At 58.5% G+C, this 18,342-nt stretch carries 17 protein-coding genes; 10 read left to right on the top strand and 7 right to left on the bottom strand.

Going from position 1 to position 18,342, the window contains the following annotated elements; translation table 11 throughout:
• Positions 1 to 12 precede the first annotated feature (12 nt).
• The 3 genes from tilS (at position 13) to B2344_RS01295 (ending at position 3,846) form a co-directional block, all read left to right on the top strand.
• Entirely contained in the window at positions 13 to 1,038 is a 1,026-nt protein-coding gene (tilS, locus tag B2344_RS01305; RefSeq protein ID WP_290484512.1) for a tRNA lysidine(34) synthetase TilS, read from the top strand.
• 93 nt (positions 1,039 to 1,131) lie between these two features.
• Positions 1,132 to 3,054 (top strand): ATP-dependent zinc metalloprotease FtsH, encoded by a 1,923-nt coding sequence (gene ftsH / locus B2344_RS01300; RefSeq protein WP_290484511.1) that lies wholly within the window; start codon positions 1,132 to 1,134, stop codon positions 3,052 to 3,054.
• Between the two features lie 207 nt (positions 3,055 to 3,261).
• Entirely contained in the window at positions 3,262 to 3,846 is a 585-nt protein-coding gene (locus B2344_RS01295; RefSeq protein ID WP_290484510.1) for a GNAT family N-acetyltransferase, read from the top strand.
• A gap of 9 nt (positions 3,847 to 3,855) precedes the next feature.
• On the opposite strand, the gene B2344_RS01290 is transcribed toward B2344_RS01295, so the two are convergent.
• The 5 genes from B2344_RS01290 to sdhC are packed head-to-tail and all read right to left on the bottom strand — an operon-like array spanning position 3,856 to position 7,953.
• The gene (locus B2344_RS01290) at positions 3,856 to 4,479 is read right to left on the bottom strand and encodes an RDD family protein (RefSeq protein ID WP_290484509.1); all 624 of its coding nucleotides are present in this window, start codon (positions 4,477 to 4,479) and stop codon (positions 3,856 to 3,858) included.
• Positions 4,480 to 4,535: 56 nt separating this feature from the next.
• The gene (locus B2344_RS01285; protein ID WP_290484508.1) at positions 4,536 to 5,318 is read right to left on the bottom strand and encodes a succinate dehydrogenase iron-sulfur subunit; all 783 of its coding nucleotides are present in this window, start codon (positions 5,316 to 5,318) and stop codon (positions 4,536 to 4,538) included.
• Positions 5,319 to 5,338: 20 nt separating this feature from the next.
• Positions 5,339 to 7,126 (bottom strand): succinate dehydrogenase flavoprotein subunit, encoded by a 1,788-nt coding sequence (gene sdhA, locus B2344_RS01280; RefSeq protein ID WP_034814806.1) that lies wholly within the window; start codon positions 7,124 to 7,126, stop codon positions 5,339 to 5,341.
• Between the two features lie 20 nt (positions 7,127 to 7,146).
• Positions 7,147 to 7,542: a succinate dehydrogenase, hydrophobic membrane anchor protein gene (gene sdhD / locus B2344_RS01275; RefSeq protein ID WP_290482832.1), complete on the bottom strand. Its 396-nt coding sequence runs from the start codon at positions 7,540 to 7,542 to the stop codon at positions 7,147 to 7,149.
• A 12-nt stretch (positions 7,543 to 7,554) separates the two neighbouring features.
• Positions 7,555 to 7,953, bottom strand: coding sequence for a succinate dehydrogenase, cytochrome b556 subunit (gene sdhC, locus B2344_RS01270; RefSeq protein WP_206991536.1), 399 nt, complete (start codon positions 7,951 to 7,953; stop codon positions 7,555 to 7,557).
• A 95-nt stretch (positions 7,954 to 8,048) separates the two neighbouring features.
• Here sdhC and B2344_RS01265 point away from each other — a divergent pair, with 95 nt between their 5' ends.
• The 7 genes from B2344_RS01265 to B2344_RS01235 all read left to right on the top strand — a co-directional run bounded on the left by B2344_RS01265 (position 8,049) and on the right by B2344_RS01235 (position 16,112).
• Positions 8,049 to 9,809: a DUF885 domain-containing protein gene (locus B2344_RS01265; protein WP_290484507.1), complete on the top strand. Its 1,761-nt coding sequence runs from the start codon at positions 8,049 to 8,051 to the stop codon at positions 9,807 to 9,809.
• A gap of 6 nt (positions 9,810 to 9,815) precedes the next feature.
• Positions 9,816 to 10,529 carry a type 1 glutamine amidotransferase gene (locus B2344_RS01260; protein WP_290484506.1) on the top strand — a complete coding sequence of 238 codons (714 nt, stop codon included), beginning with the start codon at positions 9,816 to 9,818 and terminating at the stop codon, positions 10,527 to 10,529.
• A gap of 130 nt (positions 10,530 to 10,659) precedes the next feature.
• Complete coding sequence (locus B2344_RS01255; RefSeq protein ID WP_349679769.1) at positions 10,660 to 12,174, top strand: phosphomannomutase/phosphoglucomutase; 1,515 nt, start codon at positions 10,660 to 10,662, stop codon at positions 12,172 to 12,174.
• Between the two features lie 225 nt (positions 12,175 to 12,399).
• Complete coding sequence (locus B2344_RS01250) at positions 12,400 to 13,710, top strand: UDP-glucose dehydrogenase family protein (protein WP_290483122.1); 1,311 nt, start codon at positions 12,400 to 12,402, stop codon at positions 13,708 to 13,710.
• A 27-nt stretch (positions 13,711 to 13,737) separates the two neighbouring features.
• The gene (fsa, locus tag B2344_RS01245; protein ID WP_286852210.1) at positions 13,738 to 14,388 is read left to right on the top strand and encodes a fructose-6-phosphate aldolase; all 651 of its coding nucleotides are present in this window, start codon (positions 13,738 to 13,740) and stop codon (positions 14,386 to 14,388) included.
• A 5-nt stretch (positions 14,389 to 14,393) separates the two neighbouring features.
• Positions 14,394 to 15,209, top strand: coding sequence for a bifunctional hydroxymethylpyrimidine kinase/phosphomethylpyrimidine kinase (gene thiD / locus B2344_RS01240; RefSeq protein ID WP_290483121.1), 816 nt, complete (start codon positions 14,394 to 14,396; stop codon positions 15,207 to 15,209).
• An 84-nt stretch (positions 15,210 to 15,293) separates the two neighbouring features.
• Positions 15,294 to 16,112: a PhzF family phenazine biosynthesis protein gene (locus B2344_RS01235; RefSeq protein WP_290484504.1), complete on the top strand. Its 819-nt coding sequence runs from the start codon at positions 15,294 to 15,296 to the stop codon at positions 16,110 to 16,112.
• A 4-nt stretch (positions 16,113 to 16,116) separates the two neighbouring features.
• Here B2344_RS01235 and B2344_RS01230 read toward each other — a convergent pair whose 3' ends face one another.
• Both B2344_RS01230 and purH read right to left on the bottom strand, forming a co-directional pair.
• Positions 16,117 to 16,707, bottom strand: a complete 591-nt coding sequence (locus tag B2344_RS01230; RefSeq protein ID WP_290483119.1) for a hypothetical protein — start codon at positions 16,705 to 16,707, stop codon at positions 16,117 to 16,119.
• Positions 16,708 to 16,717: 10 nt separating this feature from the next.
• On the bottom strand, positions 16,718 to 18,322 hold the full coding sequence (gene purH, locus B2344_RS01225; RefSeq protein WP_290484503.1) for a bifunctional phosphoribosylaminoimidazolecarboxamide formyltransferase/IMP cyclohydrolase: 1,605 nt from the start codon (positions 18,320 to 18,322) through the stop codon (positions 16,718 to 16,720).
• Between the last annotated feature and the right edge of the window lie 20 nt (positions 18,323 to 18,342).

The following is an 18,342-nucleotide window of genomic DNA, read 5'->3' as shown; positions in this document are numbered from 1 at the left end:
ACTTCCTGACACATGATGGATGCGTTGGATCGGCTCTGTGGCACCGCTTCAGGGCCGATTGGCATTGCAGTGTCCGGGGGCAGCGACTCGCTTGCTCTGCTTGTGCTGGCCCATGACTGGGCCGCGCGGTCTGGTCGAGAACTTGTGGCTTTCACTGTAGATCATCGCCTGCGCCCGGAGGCCGCCGATGAGGCGCGCCATGTGGCCAGTATTTGTGGGCAGTTCAGCATAGCTCATGAGACATTGGTCTGGGAAACGCCTGTATTAAGACAGGCGCTGGCCCGGCGAGCGCGGCATGGCCTGATGGCCGCGGCACTTCGGGCGCGCGGAGGGACGCGCCTGCTGCTGGGGCACACGTCTGACGATCAATGTGAAACCTTCCTCATGCGCGCGCGGCAGGGCTCGACCTGGTATGGTCTGGCAGGCATGCAACCGCGTGCCATGTCGCCGGTCTGGCCCGAAGGGCAGGGGGTGATGATTGCCCGGCCGGTTCTCTCACACAGCCGCAGCGAATTGCGGACCTGCCTGACCCCGCGCGGAATCCTTTGGGTCGATGACCCATCCAATCGCAACCTGGCCTATGAGCGGGTGCGCGTACGGGCGCTGCTGGACGGCCATGCTGACCTGAAAGCGCGCATCCTTGCCTGTCAGGCGCGTCTGCAGGACTTGCGGCGGCTGGAAGAGCGTCTGATTGGGCGCTGGATGGCCGATTGTGTTGCGTGGGATGGAGAAGGTGGCGCACGACTGAATCTGTCCGGGCTACCGAGAGAGCGTCTGGAGCGCGCCCTCGGCCTGATGCTTCAGATCGTCGGTGGCAAGGAAACACCTCCACGGCGGGATGCCGTGCAGCCACTGGCGGGTCGACTTTCAGGTAACGAGGCGTTTCGCGGTGCCACGCTGGGCGGCGTCCTGATCTACCGCAAGCAGGGTGACATAGTCCTGTCGGCAGAGCCCGGAATAGCAGGTATTGCGGCCGATCCCGCACTGGCGCGCGCCCGTTTCAACGCGATGCAAGCGCTCTATGTCGGCGATACGTGACAAAACAGCCATTTTAAGAGCTTTTGAGTCGTTTTCATGCGATAAGCCCCCTATCTTACGGGATGAACACCGGAATTTGGAGCGAGACGCAAAATGAACGTCAGAAACTTGGCTATCTGGGGCGCAATTGCCCTCCTGGTCATCGGCATGGCCGTGGCCATGGGCGGAAACCCTCAGGCAGCACGTGCTGAAAAGGCCAAACTGTCTGTCATTTATGAACTGGTCGAGGATGGAAAAGTCGCGGATGCGACCCTCGGTGACCAGCGGATCATCGTGACCACCACCGACGGCCGGACCATGGTCAGCGAATTGCGGTCACTCGACATGACGACCCAGCAATTCCTCGAAGAGAACCAGGTGCCCTTCACGGTGGATGCTGACAGCGGCCAGAACACATTCGCGTCTCTGATCTTTTCCATCCTGCCAATCCTGCTGATCGTTGGCTTTGTCTTCTTCATGATGCGCCAGATGCAGTCTGGTGGCGGTCGTGGCGCGATGAGCTTCGGCAAGAGCCGAGCACGCCTCCTGACCGAAAAGCATGGCCGTGTGACGTTTGACGATGTTGCAGGCGTGGATGAAGCCAAGGAAGAACTGCAAGAGATCGTCGAATTTTTGCAGGATCCGTCCAAATTCCAACGTCTTGGCGGTAAAATTCCCAAAGGCGCTCTTCTGGTGGGCCCTCCAGGTACTGGTAAGACCTTGCTGGCGCGCGCCGTTGCAGGCGAAGCAGGCGTGCCTTTCTTCACAATTTCCGGGTCGGACTTTGTTGAAATGTTTGTCGGTGTCGGCGCAAGCCGCGTCCGCGATATGTTTGAGCAAGCCAAGCGCTCGGCGCCTTGCATCATCTTCATTGACGAGATCGACGCGGTCGGCCGTTCACGCGGCGCTGGCCTCGGCGGCGGCAATGATGAGCGCGAGCAGACGCTCAACCAGTTGCTGGTCGAGATGGACGGTTTTGAAGCCAATGAGGGCATTATCCTGATTGCTGCGACCAACCGTCCCGACGTGCTGGATCCGGCATTGCTGCGCCCCGGTCGTTTCGACCGTCAGGTCACTGTCGGTAATCCTGACATCATCGGTCGTGAGAAAATCCTGCGCGTTCATATGCGCAATGTACCCTTGGCCAAGGATGTCGAGGCGCGGACGATTGCGCGCGGCACGCCGGGCTTTTCCGGGGCAGACCTTGCCAACCTCGTGAACGAGGCGGCCCTGCTGGCGGCGCGTCGCGGCAAGCGGGTTGTCGCCATGCAGGAATTCGAGGATGCCAAGGACAAGGTCCTGATGGGACCAGAGCGTCGCTCCATGGTGATGTCCGAAAAGGAAAAAGAACTGACAGCCTGGCACGAAGCTGGTCATGCCGTCGTGGCGCTGAAAGTGCCGGCTGCAGATCCCGTCCACAAAGCCACGATCATTCCGCGGGGCCGTGCGCTGGGCATGGTCATGCAGTTGCCGGAAGACGACAAGCTGTCCATGTCCAAGATCGAGATGACTTCGCGTCTCGCGATCATGATGGGCGGTCGCGTGGCCGAAGAGCTGAAATTCGGCGAAGACAATGTCACCGCTGGTGCAGCCTCTGACATTCAGCAGGCGACACGCCTTGCACGCGCCATGGTCACCCGCTGGGGCTTTGCCGACGCGGTCGGCCCAGTTGATTATGGCGATGATCAGGGCGACGTGTTCCTCGGCCAGCAGCTGATGCAATCCTCGCATGTCTCGGAAGAGACCTCGCGGAAGATCGAGGAAGAAGTACGTACGCTGATCCAGACCGGCATGGATGATGCTCGCCGGATCATGACCGAGTGCCGGAAGGATTGGGAGGCGATTGCAACCGGTCTCCTGGAATATGAAACCCTGACGGGTGACGAGATTTCGGCTTTGCTCAAAGGCAATCCACCATCGCGTCCTGATCTGGGCGATGATGACACGACGCCGGGCTCGGCGGTGCCGGTGATTGGCAAACGCCGCAAGCCCAAGGGCGATGGCGGCGTTGGCGATCCGGAGCCTAATCCGGCCTGATCGCTGGGGTCCCAGCAAAAAGTCTGAAAAGCGCGGTCAGTTCGGCCGTGCTTTTTTGCTTTTGTACAACGGCTTGCCTTTCGCCTGCTGAACACTACCGTTATCCAACGAGTCAGGAACGTTCTTCTTGTCGACGGGTTCTGCCATTGCGCACCCCTCTTCGCGGGCCTTGCGCGACGAGAAACAAAGCGGAGGCTGGCAGGCTTCATGTGCAATGCGCCCCTTCACGTGTCGCTCGACACCGGACACGAAATCCTGTTGAGGCCCGTCGGCCTGGATGACGAGCCACGCTTCCAGCAAATATTCCGATCCATGTCGCCGGAGTCGCGCTATTTGCGCTTTTTCAGCGGCGCCAATCCTGTGCCCGATGCGGTTGTCCACAGTCTCGCGAATGCGGATGGCAAGGCTCATATTGCATGGGGCATTCTCGACACCAGCGAAGACGACACACCACTCATGGCAGCGGCCCATGCCATTCGCGCAGAGCCGGACAGCAAGCGAGCCGAACTCGCGCTTGGCGTACTGGACCAGTACCAGGCGCATGGTCTGTCCCGCCTGTTGATCGCGTCGGTGGCGCTCTCCTGCCGCGCGCAGGGCATTACCACGCTGGTGGCTGAAACCCTGCCCGAAAATCGAAAGGCCAACAGCCTGTTCAAGGCGCTCGGGGGCAAGGTAATTCGACCGTTGCCGCCGACGACGGTGTGGGAATTCGAAGTGGATGACCTGATCGACCAGCTCAAGCATATGGAAAAGCCGGAGGGCTTGCGAGACGTGTTCAGCACAAACGGGTAAGTGCTTGCCTCACAGATAGTTCATGGCAAGTTCAAGGGCCCGGCAGACGATGTAGATGACGAGGGCGAAAATCCAACGCCAGGCACCGACAGGTTGGGTCAGGTATTGAAGACTGTCGACACGGTCCCAAAATACATGACCATCTTCGCTCAGCGTTCGGGCGCATATAAAATGGGTGATCAGGCTGATCAATGGAATGCCGAGCCCCATGCCGGCAAGCATCGCCAGGGCTGAACGCTTCAGGCTGGACCGGAAGGACAGCCGGCTTCCAATAATGTTCCGTATTCTGATGCCCATCAGGGCCTTGCCGGGCGTATTTCCCAATTGGGAAACGCAGAATGCCTCAAGCACCGTGAAGGTCAGTGCGTGAAGCACGAGAAAGACGCCCACGAAGATATAGCCGTCGAAGAAAGCCTCATCCACCGGCCATGCCAGCAGGGTCGCCACAAAGCCGTAGATGAAGATAAGCCCCATCATGATCGCGAAAGAGGGGATCAGGCAGAGGTAGAAATCGATCCATTTGGCCAGGAAGCGAGCCCAGATGCGGGGTTTGTGCTCGGCTGCCAGGTCAATGCGGGGGCGCTCACCCTCCGGCGCCTCGCCAAAGACATCAATGTCAGGTGAAGTCGACATATAAAAAAGCCCCCATCCGGATCAACCCGGGATGGAGGCTAATTTGGATCCGCGGATCAGGAAACCCGTTCGACCATCATGTGCTTGATCTTGGCAATTGCCTTGGCCGGATTCAGGCCTTTCGGGCAGACCTGTGCACAGTTCATGATCGTGTGGCAACGATACAGCTTGAACGGGTCCTCAAGGTCGTCGAGGCGCTCGCCGGTTGCTTCATCGCGGCTGTCGATCAGCCAGCGATAGGCCTGTAGCAGGGCCGCTGGCCCCAGATACTTGTCGCCATTCCACCAGTAGGACGGGCAGGAGGTCGTGCAGGAGGCACAAAGGATACATTCGTAAAGGCCGTTCAGCTCTTCACGGTCTTCCTCGGACTGCTTCCATTCCTTTTCGGGGTCTGGCGTAACCGTCTTCAGGTATGGCTGCACATAGGCATGCTGGGCATAGAAGCTGGTCAGGTCCGGGATCAGGTCTTTCACCACCGGCTGCGAGGGCAGGGGCGCAATCGTGATGATGCCGCCCGGCAGTTCGTCGAAGCCCTTGGTGCAGGCAATCGTGTTCTGGCCGGCAATGTTCATGGCGCAGGAGCCGCAGACGCCTTCACGGCAGGAGCGGCGGAAGGCCAGCGTCGGGTCGACATTGTTCTTGATGTAGAACAACACGTCCAGGATCATCGTGCCGGCGCGATCCATGTCCACCCAATAAGTGTCCCAGCGCGGATTGCCGCCCTCTTCCGGGCTGTAGCGATAGATCCGGAACTGGCGGAGATTGGTCGCGCCTTGCGGCTTCGGCCAGGTCTTGCCCTTTTTGGGCGCGGAGCCTTTGGGGAGAGTAAGTTGAACCATGTCGTGCTCGCCTTGATGTCCTAGTAAACCCGGGCCTTGGGCTCGATGTAGCTGATTTCGTTTGAAAGCGTGTAATTGTGCACTTCGCGATAGTCGATCGTGACCTTGCCGGCCTCATCGCACCAAGCCAGCGTGTGTTTCATCCACGTTTCGTCGTTGCGCTCCGAGAAGTCTTCGCGAGCGTGCGCGCCGCGGCTTTCCTGACGGTTGGCTGCAGAGTTCACGGTGACAGCAGCCTGCGCGATCAAATTGTCGAACTCGAGGGCTTCAACAAGATCCGTATTCCAGACCATGCCGCGGTCCTTCACGTCGATCCCGGGCGCTTTCTTGTAGACTTCCTCGATGGCATCGACGCCGTCCTTCAGGACATCGCCGGTGCGGAAGACAGCACAATTGTTCTGCATGCCCTTTTGCATTTCGAGGCGGAGGGCTGCGACGGGTTGGTCGCCCGTTGCGTTGCGCAGGCGGTCAAGGCGCGCGAGGTGGCTGTCGGTTGCGCCCTTCGGCAATTCCGGCTGGGTTGCGCCCGCTTCCGTGGTGGCGCCACAGCGCTGGCCCGCAGCGCGGCCGAACACGACAAGGTCGATCAGCGAGTTGGAGCCGAGGCGGTTGGCGCCGTGCACGGAGACACAGGCCGCTTCGCCGACGGCCATCAGGCCAGGCACAACCGAATCCGGGTCGCCATTCTTCTTGGTCAGTACTTCGCCGTGATAATTGGTCGGGATGCCGCCCATATTGTAGTGAACGGTCGGAAGCACCGGGATCGGCTCTTTCGTGACGTCCACGCCAGCAAAGATTTTCGCCGTCTCGGAGATGCCCGGCAGGCGGGCCGCCAGGACTTCCGCGCCGAGATGCTCGAGATGGAGGTGGATATGATCCTTCTCCGCACCGACACCGCGGCCTTCGCGGATTTCCATGGTCATGGCACGGGAGACCACGTCGCGAGACGCGAGGTCTTTTGCTGACGGGGCATAGCGCTCCATGAAGCGCTCACCTTCGGAATTGGTCAGGTAACCGCCTTCGCCGCGCGAGCCTTCAGTGATCAGGCAGCCGGAGCCGTAGATACCGGTTGGGTGGAACTGGACGAATTCCATGTCCTGCAATGGCAGGCCGGCGCGCAGCACCATGGCATTGCCGTCACCCGTACATGTGTGAGCCGAGGTACAGGAGAAGAAGGCGCGGCCATACCCGCCGGTCGCAAGCACGACTTTCTGCGCGCGGAAGCGGTGCAGCGTGCCGTCATCGAGTTTCCACGCGGTGACACCTCGGCAAGCGCCTTCCTCATCCATGATGAGGTCGAGCGCAAAATATTCGATGAAGAATTCGGTCTCTTCCTTGACGCACTGACCATACAGTGTGTGCAGCATGGCGTGACCGGTACGGTCAGCCGCAGCACATGTCCGCTGGACAGGGCCCTGACCAAAATCACGTGTCATGCCGCCGAATGCGCGCTGGTAGATCTTGCCTTCCTCTGTTCGCGAGAAGGGCATGCCCCAATGCTCAAGCTCGTAAACCGCAGCGGGCGCTTCACGGCAAAGATATTCGATGGCGTCCTGATCGCCAAGCCAGTCTGACCCTTTGACCGTGTCGTACATATGCCAGCGCCAGTCATCCTCGCCCATATTGCCGAGCGAGGCGGCAATGCCACCTTGTGCAGCCACCGTGTGGGAGCGCGTTGGAAAGACTTTGGAGATACAGGCCGTTTTCAGGCCTGCCTGTGCGGCGCCCAAAGCTGCGCGGAGGCCAGAGCCGCCGGCGCCAACAACCACGACATCATATGTATGGTCGGTCCAGGTATAATTGCTCATCTTATGTTTCTCCCGCGAGGCTAGACGCCCGCGCCAATCCAGATTTTGAGAACCGACAGGGCCACCGTCACGAACAGCGCGATGCACGCAAAGCTGTTCAGGATGAGCAGGGCCGACTTGGTTCCTGTCTTCGCGATATAGTCCTCGATCACCACTTGCATACCAATGCGCATGTGAAAGAACGCCGCGCCGGCAGTCAGAATCAGCAGGATGGCGTTCCAGGGCTTGGCGGCCCATGCCTGAGCGTCAACGATATCGCCGCTCATCGCGTTGATGATGGAGTAGACGAACCACGGTACGAGGAATATCAGCGCGATCGCGGACACGCGCTGACGAATATGGGTTTCGGTGCCGGACTTGGCCGAGCCGAGGCCACGAGCCATTTTGGCTGGCGTAATGAAATCGTGTGAAGACATGTCCGTCGCCCCCTAAAGCCAGGTCGTTGCGGCGAAGATGGCCGCAGCGCCAATAACGGCGAAAAGATAGATAAACACCGACACGGTGCTGGCTGTTTTGGGGTCAAATCCGATATGCGGCCCATCCCAGAGCAGGTGACGGATGCCATTCGCGAAATGATAGAGTACCGCGACAGCCCACAGGAACAGGATGACCTGACCATACCAGGCTGAGATGACGCTTTCGATCACACTATACCATTCGGCATTTGTCGCGAGCGCGACGATCCAGGCGGTGATAAGAAAGCTTCCGAAATACAGGGCTGTGCCGGTAATTCGGTGGGTGATGGACGCGGCCATCGTAATGTGGAAACGCCAGATCTGGAGATGTGGCGACAATGGGCGAGGATCTGCCCGGGAAGTGCTTGCCATGAGGGATGACCTTGCTTGCCTGCAATGAACGCTTTGGCTTGGGTTCTAGGTTTCTCTATGGTCCTGTCAACGCCACAGGGCTAGGGAGCGACAATATGAAACCTTTTCTTTTTGCACTTGCCGCAGGGGCGCTCACAGCTGTGCTGGCACTGGGAGCTGCTGCAGATCCGCTCGACGCGCTGATTCCAGCCTATGAGTCTTATGTGGACGCCGTCAGTCCTGAAGATGCAGCACGGGAAGAGAATCGCGCGCCAGATCGCTGGGCGGATGTTCGGCCGACCTCTATTGCTGCCCAAACGGACGCCGCGCGGGCCCTTCTGAAAGATGTGCAAAAAGCTGAAACCGAGCATGTCATTGATCAGGCGATCCTGATTCGCCTGTTGAAATCGGACATCAACTGGACGGAGACTGATTCGGCCCGCATCCCGTTTACGGGTGACTGGGGTTTTCAGGCCGAACCTGTCTTTGCCGCAATGCGGACAGATATCGACAGCGTGGAATCCGCCGAGGCCTGGATTGCACGCCTGAACGACGTGCCACGCTATTTCGCCGAGAATATCGAGAATATGAGGCGCGGGATCGAAACCGGGTGGACCGCCAACCGGGATCCCCTTGAAACCGTGATCGACCAGATCCGGGAACAGATCATGGACGATGCGTCTGAAAGCGGCCTGTACGCGCCGTTCAAGGCTCTACCGGAAGACATGGACCCCGAAATCGCTGCGCGTCTCAGGGCGGAAGGCCTTCGGGCGACCGCTCGTGCCATTTCCGCCTATCTGGATGTCCTGCGCTTCCTTGAAATCGAGTACCGGCCGTATCTGCGTCAGGGTGCAGGAATCGCAGATCTCGAGAATGGACGCGAGGTTTATGCTGCGGCGGTTGAACACTACACGGCCGGGGCGGGCTACAGTCCGGAAGAGATCCATCTTCTTGGCCAGTCGGAAGTCGCGCGGATCCGCTCCGAGATGGAACAAATCATCGCAGAAATCGGCTTTGAAGGCAGCTTTGAGGATTTCCTGACCTATCTGAGGACCGATCCGCAATTCTACGCCCAGTCTGCCGATGAGCTGATGGAGGCTGCCGAAGAAATCTCCTCACGCTTGCGCGCCAGTTTGCCGGATTATTTCGGGACGCTTCCGGAGCTGGAATTTGAGGTCCAGCCCGTGCCAGATTCGATCGCGCCGGGCTATACGACCGGCCGTTATGTGTCGGGCGACCCGGAAGAGGGGCGCCCCGGCATTTACCTTGTGAATACCTATGCCCTCGACCAAAGACCCCTTTATGAATTGCCCGCCTTGTCTGCGCATGAGGCCGTTCCTGGCCATCATCTTCAGATTGCGCTGGCCCAGGAAATGTCGGACCAGCCGGACTTCCGGAAGAACTATTATGCGACAGCCTTCGGTGAAGGCTGGGGTCTCTATGCCGAGCGAATCGCGGGCGAAGCCGGGATCTATCGCACGCCCTATGAACGCTTCGGCGCGCTGTCTTATGAAATGTGGCGGGCTTGCCGGCTTGTCGCGGATACGGGCCTGCACTGGTATGGCTGGACACGGTCACAAGCCGAAGCGTGTTTCATTGAGAATTCCGCGCTCGCCCCGCTGAACATCCAGACGGAGGTGACACGCTATATCGGCTGGCCGGGGCAGGCGGTTGCCTACAAGGTGGGCGAGCTAAAATTCCGGGAGCTGCGGGCCAAGGCGGAACTTGAACTGGGTGAGGATTTCGATCTACGCGCATTTCATGATGCGGCGCTTGCAGAGGGCGCTGTACCCCTCGATGTGCTGGAAGTGCGCATCGATGACTGGATTGATACACAACAAATCAGTCCCTCGGCTCCCAATGTCTTGCCAAACTGAGCCTTCATGAAACTCACCATTATCGAGACCGGGCTCGTGCCTGAACCCATCCGGGCGGATTTTGCGGATTATCCGGAGATGTTCCGGAACCTGATATCTGCCGCAGACCCGGATATCGAGTATGAAACCGTGTCGGTCATTCAGGGAGAGCCTTTACCTGATATCGCCGGGCTGGAGGCGATCCTCATCACGGGCTCTCCTGCGGGCGTGTATGATGACTATGACTGGATCGCGCCGCTGATGCAGTTCATCCGGGATGCGGCCTCAGCCAGCGTGCCACAAATCGGTATCTGTTTCGGTCATCAGATCATGGCGGAGGCATTGGGCGGAAAGGTCATCAAATCTCCCAAGGGCTGGGGGATCGGTCGGCATTCCTATGATGTGAAAGCATGTCCCGACTGGATGGGGGGCGACTGCCCGGCAACGATTTCCGTGCCGGTCAGCCATCAGGATCAGGTCGTTGAATTGCCGCCGGGTGCCAGCGTGCTGGCGCGGTCGGATTTCACGCCATTTGCGGCAATAGAGTATGGCAAGACACCGGCCATTTCATTTCAGTGTCATCCGGAATTTGATGCTGACTATTCGGCCGCGCTCTACACGATCCGAAAGGGGCGTCCGCTGGCCGAAAACGCTGTCGAAATGGCGATCGGGTCGCTGGAACAACCGCTCGACAATCAGCGTTTGGGACGCTGGATCGCCCGGTTCCTGACTCAGTCCTGAGCGGGGGCAGGGGGCATCCGCCCTTGAAACTCGCAGGTTTCCCCTGTGGCGCGAAACCTGCATACTCTTTGTCGAAGTGACACATTCGTGTTGTAGGGACGCACAAAATCTTCGGAGACGTACGCATATGATGCCCAAACCGCTGGCTGACATTAAGCCAAACACGCTGGAGTTCGAGACCCTGCCGCTGGTGAAGCCAACAGGCTTTCGCGAATATGATGCGCGTTGGTGGTTCAACGGAATCGGTAAGGAGAAGGCACCGGAACTGAATTTCACCGGTGTTCAGGCGCTGGGCCTCGGCATGGCAACGCTGTTCCATGAATTGGGGGTCGAGCCCAAAGTAGTGACCGGGCATGATTTCCGCTCGATCAGTCAGCCGATCAAGAACGCGCTTATTCTCGGCATGGTGCAGGGCGGCTGTGAAGTACTGGATGTGGGCCTCGCCCTGTCGCCAATGGTGTATTGGGCCCAGTTCGAGCTGGATGCAGCCTGCTGTGCCATGGTGACAGCGAGCCACAACGAAAATGGCTGGACCGGGGTCAAGATGGGGGCCGACAAGCCGCTGACATTCGGACCAGTTGAGATGGGCCGCCTGAAAGAAATCGTCATGGGTGGCGAGTTTCAGCCCCGTGCGGGCGGCGGTCATTTCCGGGTCGATGATTTGCGGGACAAGTATATCAAGGCAGTCGTTGGCGATACGAAGCTTAGTCGTCCGATCAAGGTGATTGCGGCGTGTGGCAATGGCACTGCGGGCGCTTTTGCGCCGGATGCGTTGCGTATGATGGGCGCAGAAGTTGTCGAGATGGACTGCAACCTCGACAACACGTTCCCGAAATACAATCCCAACCCGGAAGATGCAGAAATGCTGCATGAAATGTCGAAGGCCGTGAAAGATCTTGGCGCAGATGTCGCGCTCGGTTTTGACGGTGATGGCGACCGCTGTGGTGTTGTGGACAATACAGGCGAGGAAATCTTTGCTGACAAGATCGGCCTGATGTTGGCGCGCGATTTGTCGAAACTCTACAAGGACGCGACTTTCGTCGTCGATGTGAAGTCAACCGGCCTCTACAAGACCGATCCCGTGCTGAAGGAAAACGGTGCGACGGTCGATTACTACAAGACCGGCCATTCCTACATCAAGCGCCGCACCAATGAGTTGGGCGCGCTGGCAGGTTTTGAAAAGTCCGGTCATTTCTTCTTCCAGCCTCCAATTGGGCTTGGTTATGATGATGGGCTGGTTGCGGCGAAGGCCATTCTCGAAATGCTGGATCGCAATCCGGGCAAGACAATGGCCGATATGAAGGGGGAGCTGGGCGTTGCCTATACTTCGCTCACCATGTCACCGCATTGCGATGATGAAACCAAATATGGTGTCGTTGACAAGATGGTCGCAGAATATGAAGGCCTGAACGGTACTGAAATCCTTGGTCGGAAAGTCATTGACGTGAATACTGTCAATGGTGCCCGTGTGACACTGGAAGACGGGTCCTGGGTTCTTATACGTGCGTCCTCCAACAAGCCGGAACTGGTTGTGGTGGTTGAATCCATGACGAGCGCCGATGATATGCGGGGCCTCTTCCACAAGGAAATCAAGCCGCGCCTCGGCAAGCATCCGGAAGTCGGAGCATACAATCAGGAAATCTGATCCCGTTCTGCCAAGGGAAACTCTTTAGAACATGATCAGGCCTGTATCGCCCGGAGCGGGCCTGATCCATTTTAACCGGGCATAATGTCTCGCAGCAACCCGCGTGGGCCGGTGGGAAGTGCCCTCTGGTGAACTGGCCAGAATGGCACACTCAGCCCCTTGACCAACTGGCATAAAAATCGCACCCCCTGCCGCGAAGACACTAGTATCTTGTGAGGATTTTTCATGCGCGTTGCGATGATTGGAACGGGCTATGTCGGCCTTGTCAGCGGAGCCTGTTTTGCCGATTTTGGGCACGTTGTAACATGCGTCGACAAGGATGCATCCAAGATTGAAAAGCTGGAAGCCGGCATCATGCCGATTTTCGAGCCCGGGCTCGACAGCCTGGTTGAGAAGAACGTCAAGGAAGAGCGCCTGTTCTTCACGACCGAAGCCAAGGATGCGATCCGTGATGCGGACGCCGTCTTCATTGCGGTCGGCACGCCCTCACGGCGCGGCGATGGACATGCAGACCTGTCCTATGTCTACGCGGCGGCTGAAGAGATCGCCGAACTCATGGATGGCTTCACCGTGATCGTCACCAAATCGACTGTTCCGGTCGGTACGGGCGATGAAGTTGAGGAAATCATCCGCAAGAAGCGCCCTGATGGCGAATTTGCTGTCGTGTCCAATCCTGAATTCCTGCGTGAAGGCGCGGCGATCAAGGACTTCAAGATTCCCGACCGTGTGGTTGTTGGAACCGATGATGATCGCGCCCGTGAAGTCATGCAGGAACTCTATCGTCCACTCTTCCTGAATGAGACGCCGATTCTGTTTACGGCCCGGCGTACTTCTGAACTGATCAAATACGCCGCCAACGCCTTCCTCGCTGTGAAGATCACCTTCATCAATGAGATGGCGGATCTTTGCGAAAAAGTCGGCGCGAACGTTCAGGAGGTCTCTCGCGGAATTGGCCTGGATGGTCGGATCGGCAAGAAATTCCTGAATGCCGGTCCCGGCTATGGGGGGTCCTGTTTCCCGAAAGACACGCTGGCGCTGACCAAGACGGCCAACGACCATAATTCTCCCGTTCGCATCGTCGATACGGTGGTTGAGGTGAACGCGGCGCGCAAGAAGGCAATGGCCGAGAAGGTCATTGCGGCCATGGGCGGCGACGTGAACGGCAAGACAATTGGTGTGCTGGGTCTCGCGTTCAAACAAAACACGGATGACATGCGCGACGCGCCAAGCCTGGACATCATTCCGGCTCTGCAAGCGGCCGGTGCCAAGATCCGGGCATATGATCCGGAAGCTATGGATGAAGCAGCGCATCTGCTGAGCGATATCGAATTCGCAAAGAGCGCGTATGACGCCGTTCAGGATGCCGACGCGATGGTGATTATCACTGAATGGGACCAGTTCCGCGCATTGGATTTTGAAAGAATCAAGGAAGCCCTCAGCACAAACATTGTGGTAGACCTCCGGAACATCTATTCACCGGACGACATGGCGGCTCGTGGTTTCAAGTATACATCCATCGGTCGCCCGTCTATCTGAGGCGCTTAGGCAAACAGGATCCTGAACATGAAATTCTTCGTAGATACCGCAGACACTGGCGATATTGCTGAACTGGCGGCGACCGGACTGATTGACGGGGTTACCACCAACCCGTCACTCATCGCGAAGTCGGGCCGCCCATTCGCGGATGTCGTCAAGGAGATCTGCGAGATCGTACCCGGCCCGGTCAGCGCGGAAGTTGTTGCGACCGACTATGACGGGATGATCTCTGAAGGCCGTAAATTGGCGAAGATCGCTGACAACGTTGCCGTAAAGCTTCCGCTGACGCTGGAAGGCCTGAAGGCCTGCCGGACGCTGTCGGATGACGGCACGATGGTCAATGTCACGCTTTGCTTCTCGGCTAACCAGGCGCTGTTGGCGGCCAAAGCCGGCGCAACATTCATCTCGCCTTTCATCGGACGTCTCGACGACATCAATGTCGACGGCATGGAGCTGATCGCTGATATTCGCCAGATCTATGACAATTACCTGTTTGATACGGAAATTCTTGCTGCGTCGATCCGGACAGCCAATCACGTCAAACTATCGGCGCTGGCTGGCGCAGATGTGGCGACCATGCCGCCATCTGTCATCAAGGGCCTCGTCAAGCATCCGTTGACCGACAAGGGTCTGGAAACCTTCCTGGCTGACGCAGCGAAGGCCGGCATCAAGGTCTGATCGACATGGCAATGCCAGACGGCCCTCAAGGCCGCGTCCTCATTATCGCCGGATCTGATTCCGGCGGTGGTGCGGGTATTCAGGCTGATATCAAGGCGGTCACCATGCTTGGCGGTTATGCGATGACCGCCATCACCGCCATCACAGCGCAAGATACGCGCGGCGTACATGGCGTGTGGCCAGTGCCCCTTGAGGGCGTGATCGGGCAGATGCGGGTCACGCTTGCGGACATCGGCGCCGACGCAATCAAGACTGGTATGCTGGGGTCCGCCCCTTTGGTCGAAGCGGTTGCGGAACTGTTGTCGGAGCGTGCTCAATTGGTGCCGCGTGTCATCGACCCTGTCATGGTCGCGACATCGGGTGACCGGTTGGTTGACGCAAAAGCGGTTGAGGCGATCCGGTCCGAACTTGTCCCGAACGCGCGCCTCGTGACGCCCAACGCCCCCGAGGCGGAAGTATTGACCGGGAAGGCGGTGGATACGGTCAGTGGCCAGCGCCGTGCCGCTGAGGCCCTGCTGGAACTTGGTGCGAATGGCGCGCTGGTCAAAGGCGGGCATATTGGCGGAGATGTCATCACGGATGTGTTGCAGACGACGACGGGTGAATGGGTGTTTGAAAGCCGCAGGATCGAGACGAGTTCGACCCATGGAACGGGTTGCACACTGGCGTCGGCCATTGCCGCGCTTCTGGCACAAGGAAAAAGTGTTCCGGACTCGGTTGAACAGGCCCGGGAATACTTGCTGAGAGCGATTCGCGCGGCCAAGGGGTTCGGGACCGGCCATGGTCCGGTTCATCATGGTTGGGTACTTGACGAGGAATAGACCGCCTCAACGACCGTTCAGAAATCATCGTTTTTCCAAGTACGCGTCCCGTGGCATTCAGTCGTCCTGATTGGAGACTCTGTCATGCCGACTTTGCCGTTCTACCAAATTGACGCCTTTGCTTCAAAGCCATTCGAAGGCAACCAGGCGTGCATCATGCCGCTGGAGACATTCTTGCCGGATGAAACCCTGCAGGCGATTGCGGCAGAAAACAACGTCGCCGAGACGGCCTATATCGTTCCGGCGGGGGAGGGAGTGTGGACGCTTCGCTGGTTTACGCCGTCGGTTGAGGTTCCCCTTTGCGGTCACGCCACTCTTGGAACTGCACATGTGCTGTACCAGGAGCTTGGGTACACCGGTGAGGCAATTGCGTTCGACACGATGAAGTCCGGCCGCCTGCATGTTCGGCGTTTGAAAGATGGACGATTGGAAATGGACTTTCCATCGGCCCCCATTCAAGAAATTCCGGTAACGGATGAGGTAGCGGATGCGCTTGGCACGCGCCCTGTTCAGGCTTGGGGCGGCATGTTCTATGCGGCTCGCTTTGAAACACCCGAGGACGTACGTGCACTCAAACCGAACCTGAAGGCGCTAAAAAATCTTGGCGCGCCGGGTGAAGGCTGGGATCGTGGGAATTTCGGGTGCTTTGCCGCTGGCGGGGATCGTGTCACCGTAACCAGCCGCTTCTTCGCGCCAGGAAGCGGAATCGATGAAGACCCTGCAACAGGTAGTTGGCACACGATGCTGGCGCGGGTCATGAGCGAGCGATTTGGTCTGGACGAGATGTCTTGCTACCAAGCCTATCCGGGCCGGGGCGCAAAGATCGATACGCGTCTTGAAGGCGATCGCGCCAAGCTTGTCGGTCGTGCAGTAACAGTGATCGAGGGCAGCTTCCGTCTCTGAATCCTTATTCACTGCCCCAAGGCGCAGGAGGTGGCGCAACGGGTTGTGAAGTAACGAACTCGATTCGGAAAAAGCGTTTCGGGCGCTTCATCTCATAAGCGAACAAATTGTCTGACGGACGCACCTCGATCGCCCAGGTATTGTCTTTTGACTGGGGAATGCCTTCAGAATCGAACAGGGCTTTCGTGGCATCATCCGCCGGAAAGGCCATGCGGCTGGCGCTGGCCTGGTCATTACGTGCGCCGCCATACCATGTGACCTCATCGGGGCTGCCATCCTCATGCGTGTGCGCATGGTGCAAGGCCAGGCGGGGTCCCTCACTGTGGAGGACCCAGACACGGGAGCGATCATCGCCGACATGAAGCGGAATACGGACTTCCTGCGGAGAACAATCCCGAACATGCATGACGATACGCTCTGTGCGCCATGCATCATCTTCTGGATCTTTGCTGACAATCTCGCCCTCAAAAGCCTGTCCGCACAGGGCAGTCAATCGAGACAGGAATTCTGCGTCCGAATCCTGTTTTGCTGGCTGGCCGCAGGCGGCTGCCAGAGCCAGAACGACAAGGCTGGCGCGTAGTGGGCGCTTCATCATGGATCTTTCTCTAGTGGCGGAAGTGGCGCATACCGGTGAAGACCATGGCGAGGCCAGCCTCGTCGGCGGCGGCGATGACTTCATCGTCGCGGATCGATCCACCCGGCTGAATGACGGCTGTTGCGCCCGCTGAAGCGGCCTGAAGCAGCCCGTCTGGGAACGGAAAGAATGCGTCGGATGCGGCAACGCATCCTTTGGTCTTTGGCTCAGGCCAGCCTGCGATGTCTGCGGCGTCCTCTGCTTTGCGCGCGGCAATGCGTGCGGAGTCAATCCGGCTCATCTGTCCTGCGCCAATACCCATAGTAGCGCCGTCTTTGGCGTAGATGATGGTGTTGGACTTCACATGCTTGGCGACGCGCCAGGCGAACAGCATGTCATTCAATTCCTGCTCGGTTGGGACTTTCTTCGTCACGACCTTCAGGTCGGCCTTGCCGATGCGGCCAAAATCACGATCCTGCATCAGGAAGCCACCGGAGACCGTCTTGACGAACCGGCCAGTCGAAGCCGGGTCCGGCAGGCCTTCCGTAATCAGGAGGCGGAGGTTTTTCTTTTTGGCAAACACTGCTTCAGCGGCTGCATCTGCTCCGGGTGCTATGACGACTTCTGTGAAGACCTGGGAAATTTCCTGAGCGGTTGCTTCGTCCAGCGGGCGGTTCAGCGCGACGATCCCGCCAAAGGCAGAAGTCGAGTCACATGCCAGTGCCGAACGATAGGCTTCGATGATGCTCCGGCCTTGCGCGACGGCGCATGGATTGGCGTGCTTGATGATGGCGACGGCAGGGATCTCATCACCCAGTTCGCCAATCAGTTCATAGGCGGCATCTGTGTCATTGATGTTGTTGTAGGACAGTTCCTTGCCTTGCAGTTGTTTTGCTGTTGCCACGCCGGGACGTTTCTCGCCGGTCACGTAGAAGGCGGCTTTCTGGTGCGGGTTTTCGCCGTAGCGCAGCGATTGCTGGAGCTTGCCCCCAAGGCTGGCCCAGTCTGGAGCGTTCTCGCCAAGTTGGTCTGCATACCAATTGGAAATTGCGGAATCATAGGCCGCTGTGCGGGCATAAGTTTTCGCGGCCAGCTTGCGGCAGAGGCTGACGCTGACATGGCCATCATTTGTCTCCATTTCAGCAAGCACTGCGTCGACATCAAAGCCATCGGTACAGACGGCGACGAAGGCACCATTTTTTGCCGCCGCGCGCAGCATGGCCGGACCACCGATATCGATGTTCTCGATGCAAGTGTCGAAGTTTGCGCCAGAGGCAACCGTCGCCTCAAACGGATAGAGATTTACATAAATCAGGTCGATCGCGCCAATTCCGTGTGTTTCGGCATCTTTCACATGGGAGGGATTGTCGCGCAGATAGAGCAGACCGCCATGCACCGCCGGGTGAAGCGTCTTGACCCGGCCGTCCATCATTTCCGGAAAGCCTGTCAGGTCGGCAACATCTTTCACATCCAGGCCGGCTTCTTTCAGAAGTTTCGATGTGCCGCCGGTGGAGACCAGTTCGACCCCTTTGGCGGCAAGCTTTTGAGCTTGTTCCACCAGTCCGGTCTTGTCGGACACGGAAAGCAGGGCGCGGCGAATGCGAACGGGAGCTCCGCGGGTGGCGGCATCTGTCATGTTGAGAATTCCTTTGGCGC

It is taken from the genome of Hyphomonas sp. UBA3195 (assembly GCF_002366485.1).
In the GTDB taxonomy this organism is placed as follows: domain Bacteria; phylum Pseudomonadota; class Alphaproteobacteria; order Caulobacterales; family Hyphomonadaceae; genus Hyphomonas.
Note: the sequence above shows the minus strand (reverse complement) of the source record. Positions and strands in the feature narration are given on the sequence as shown.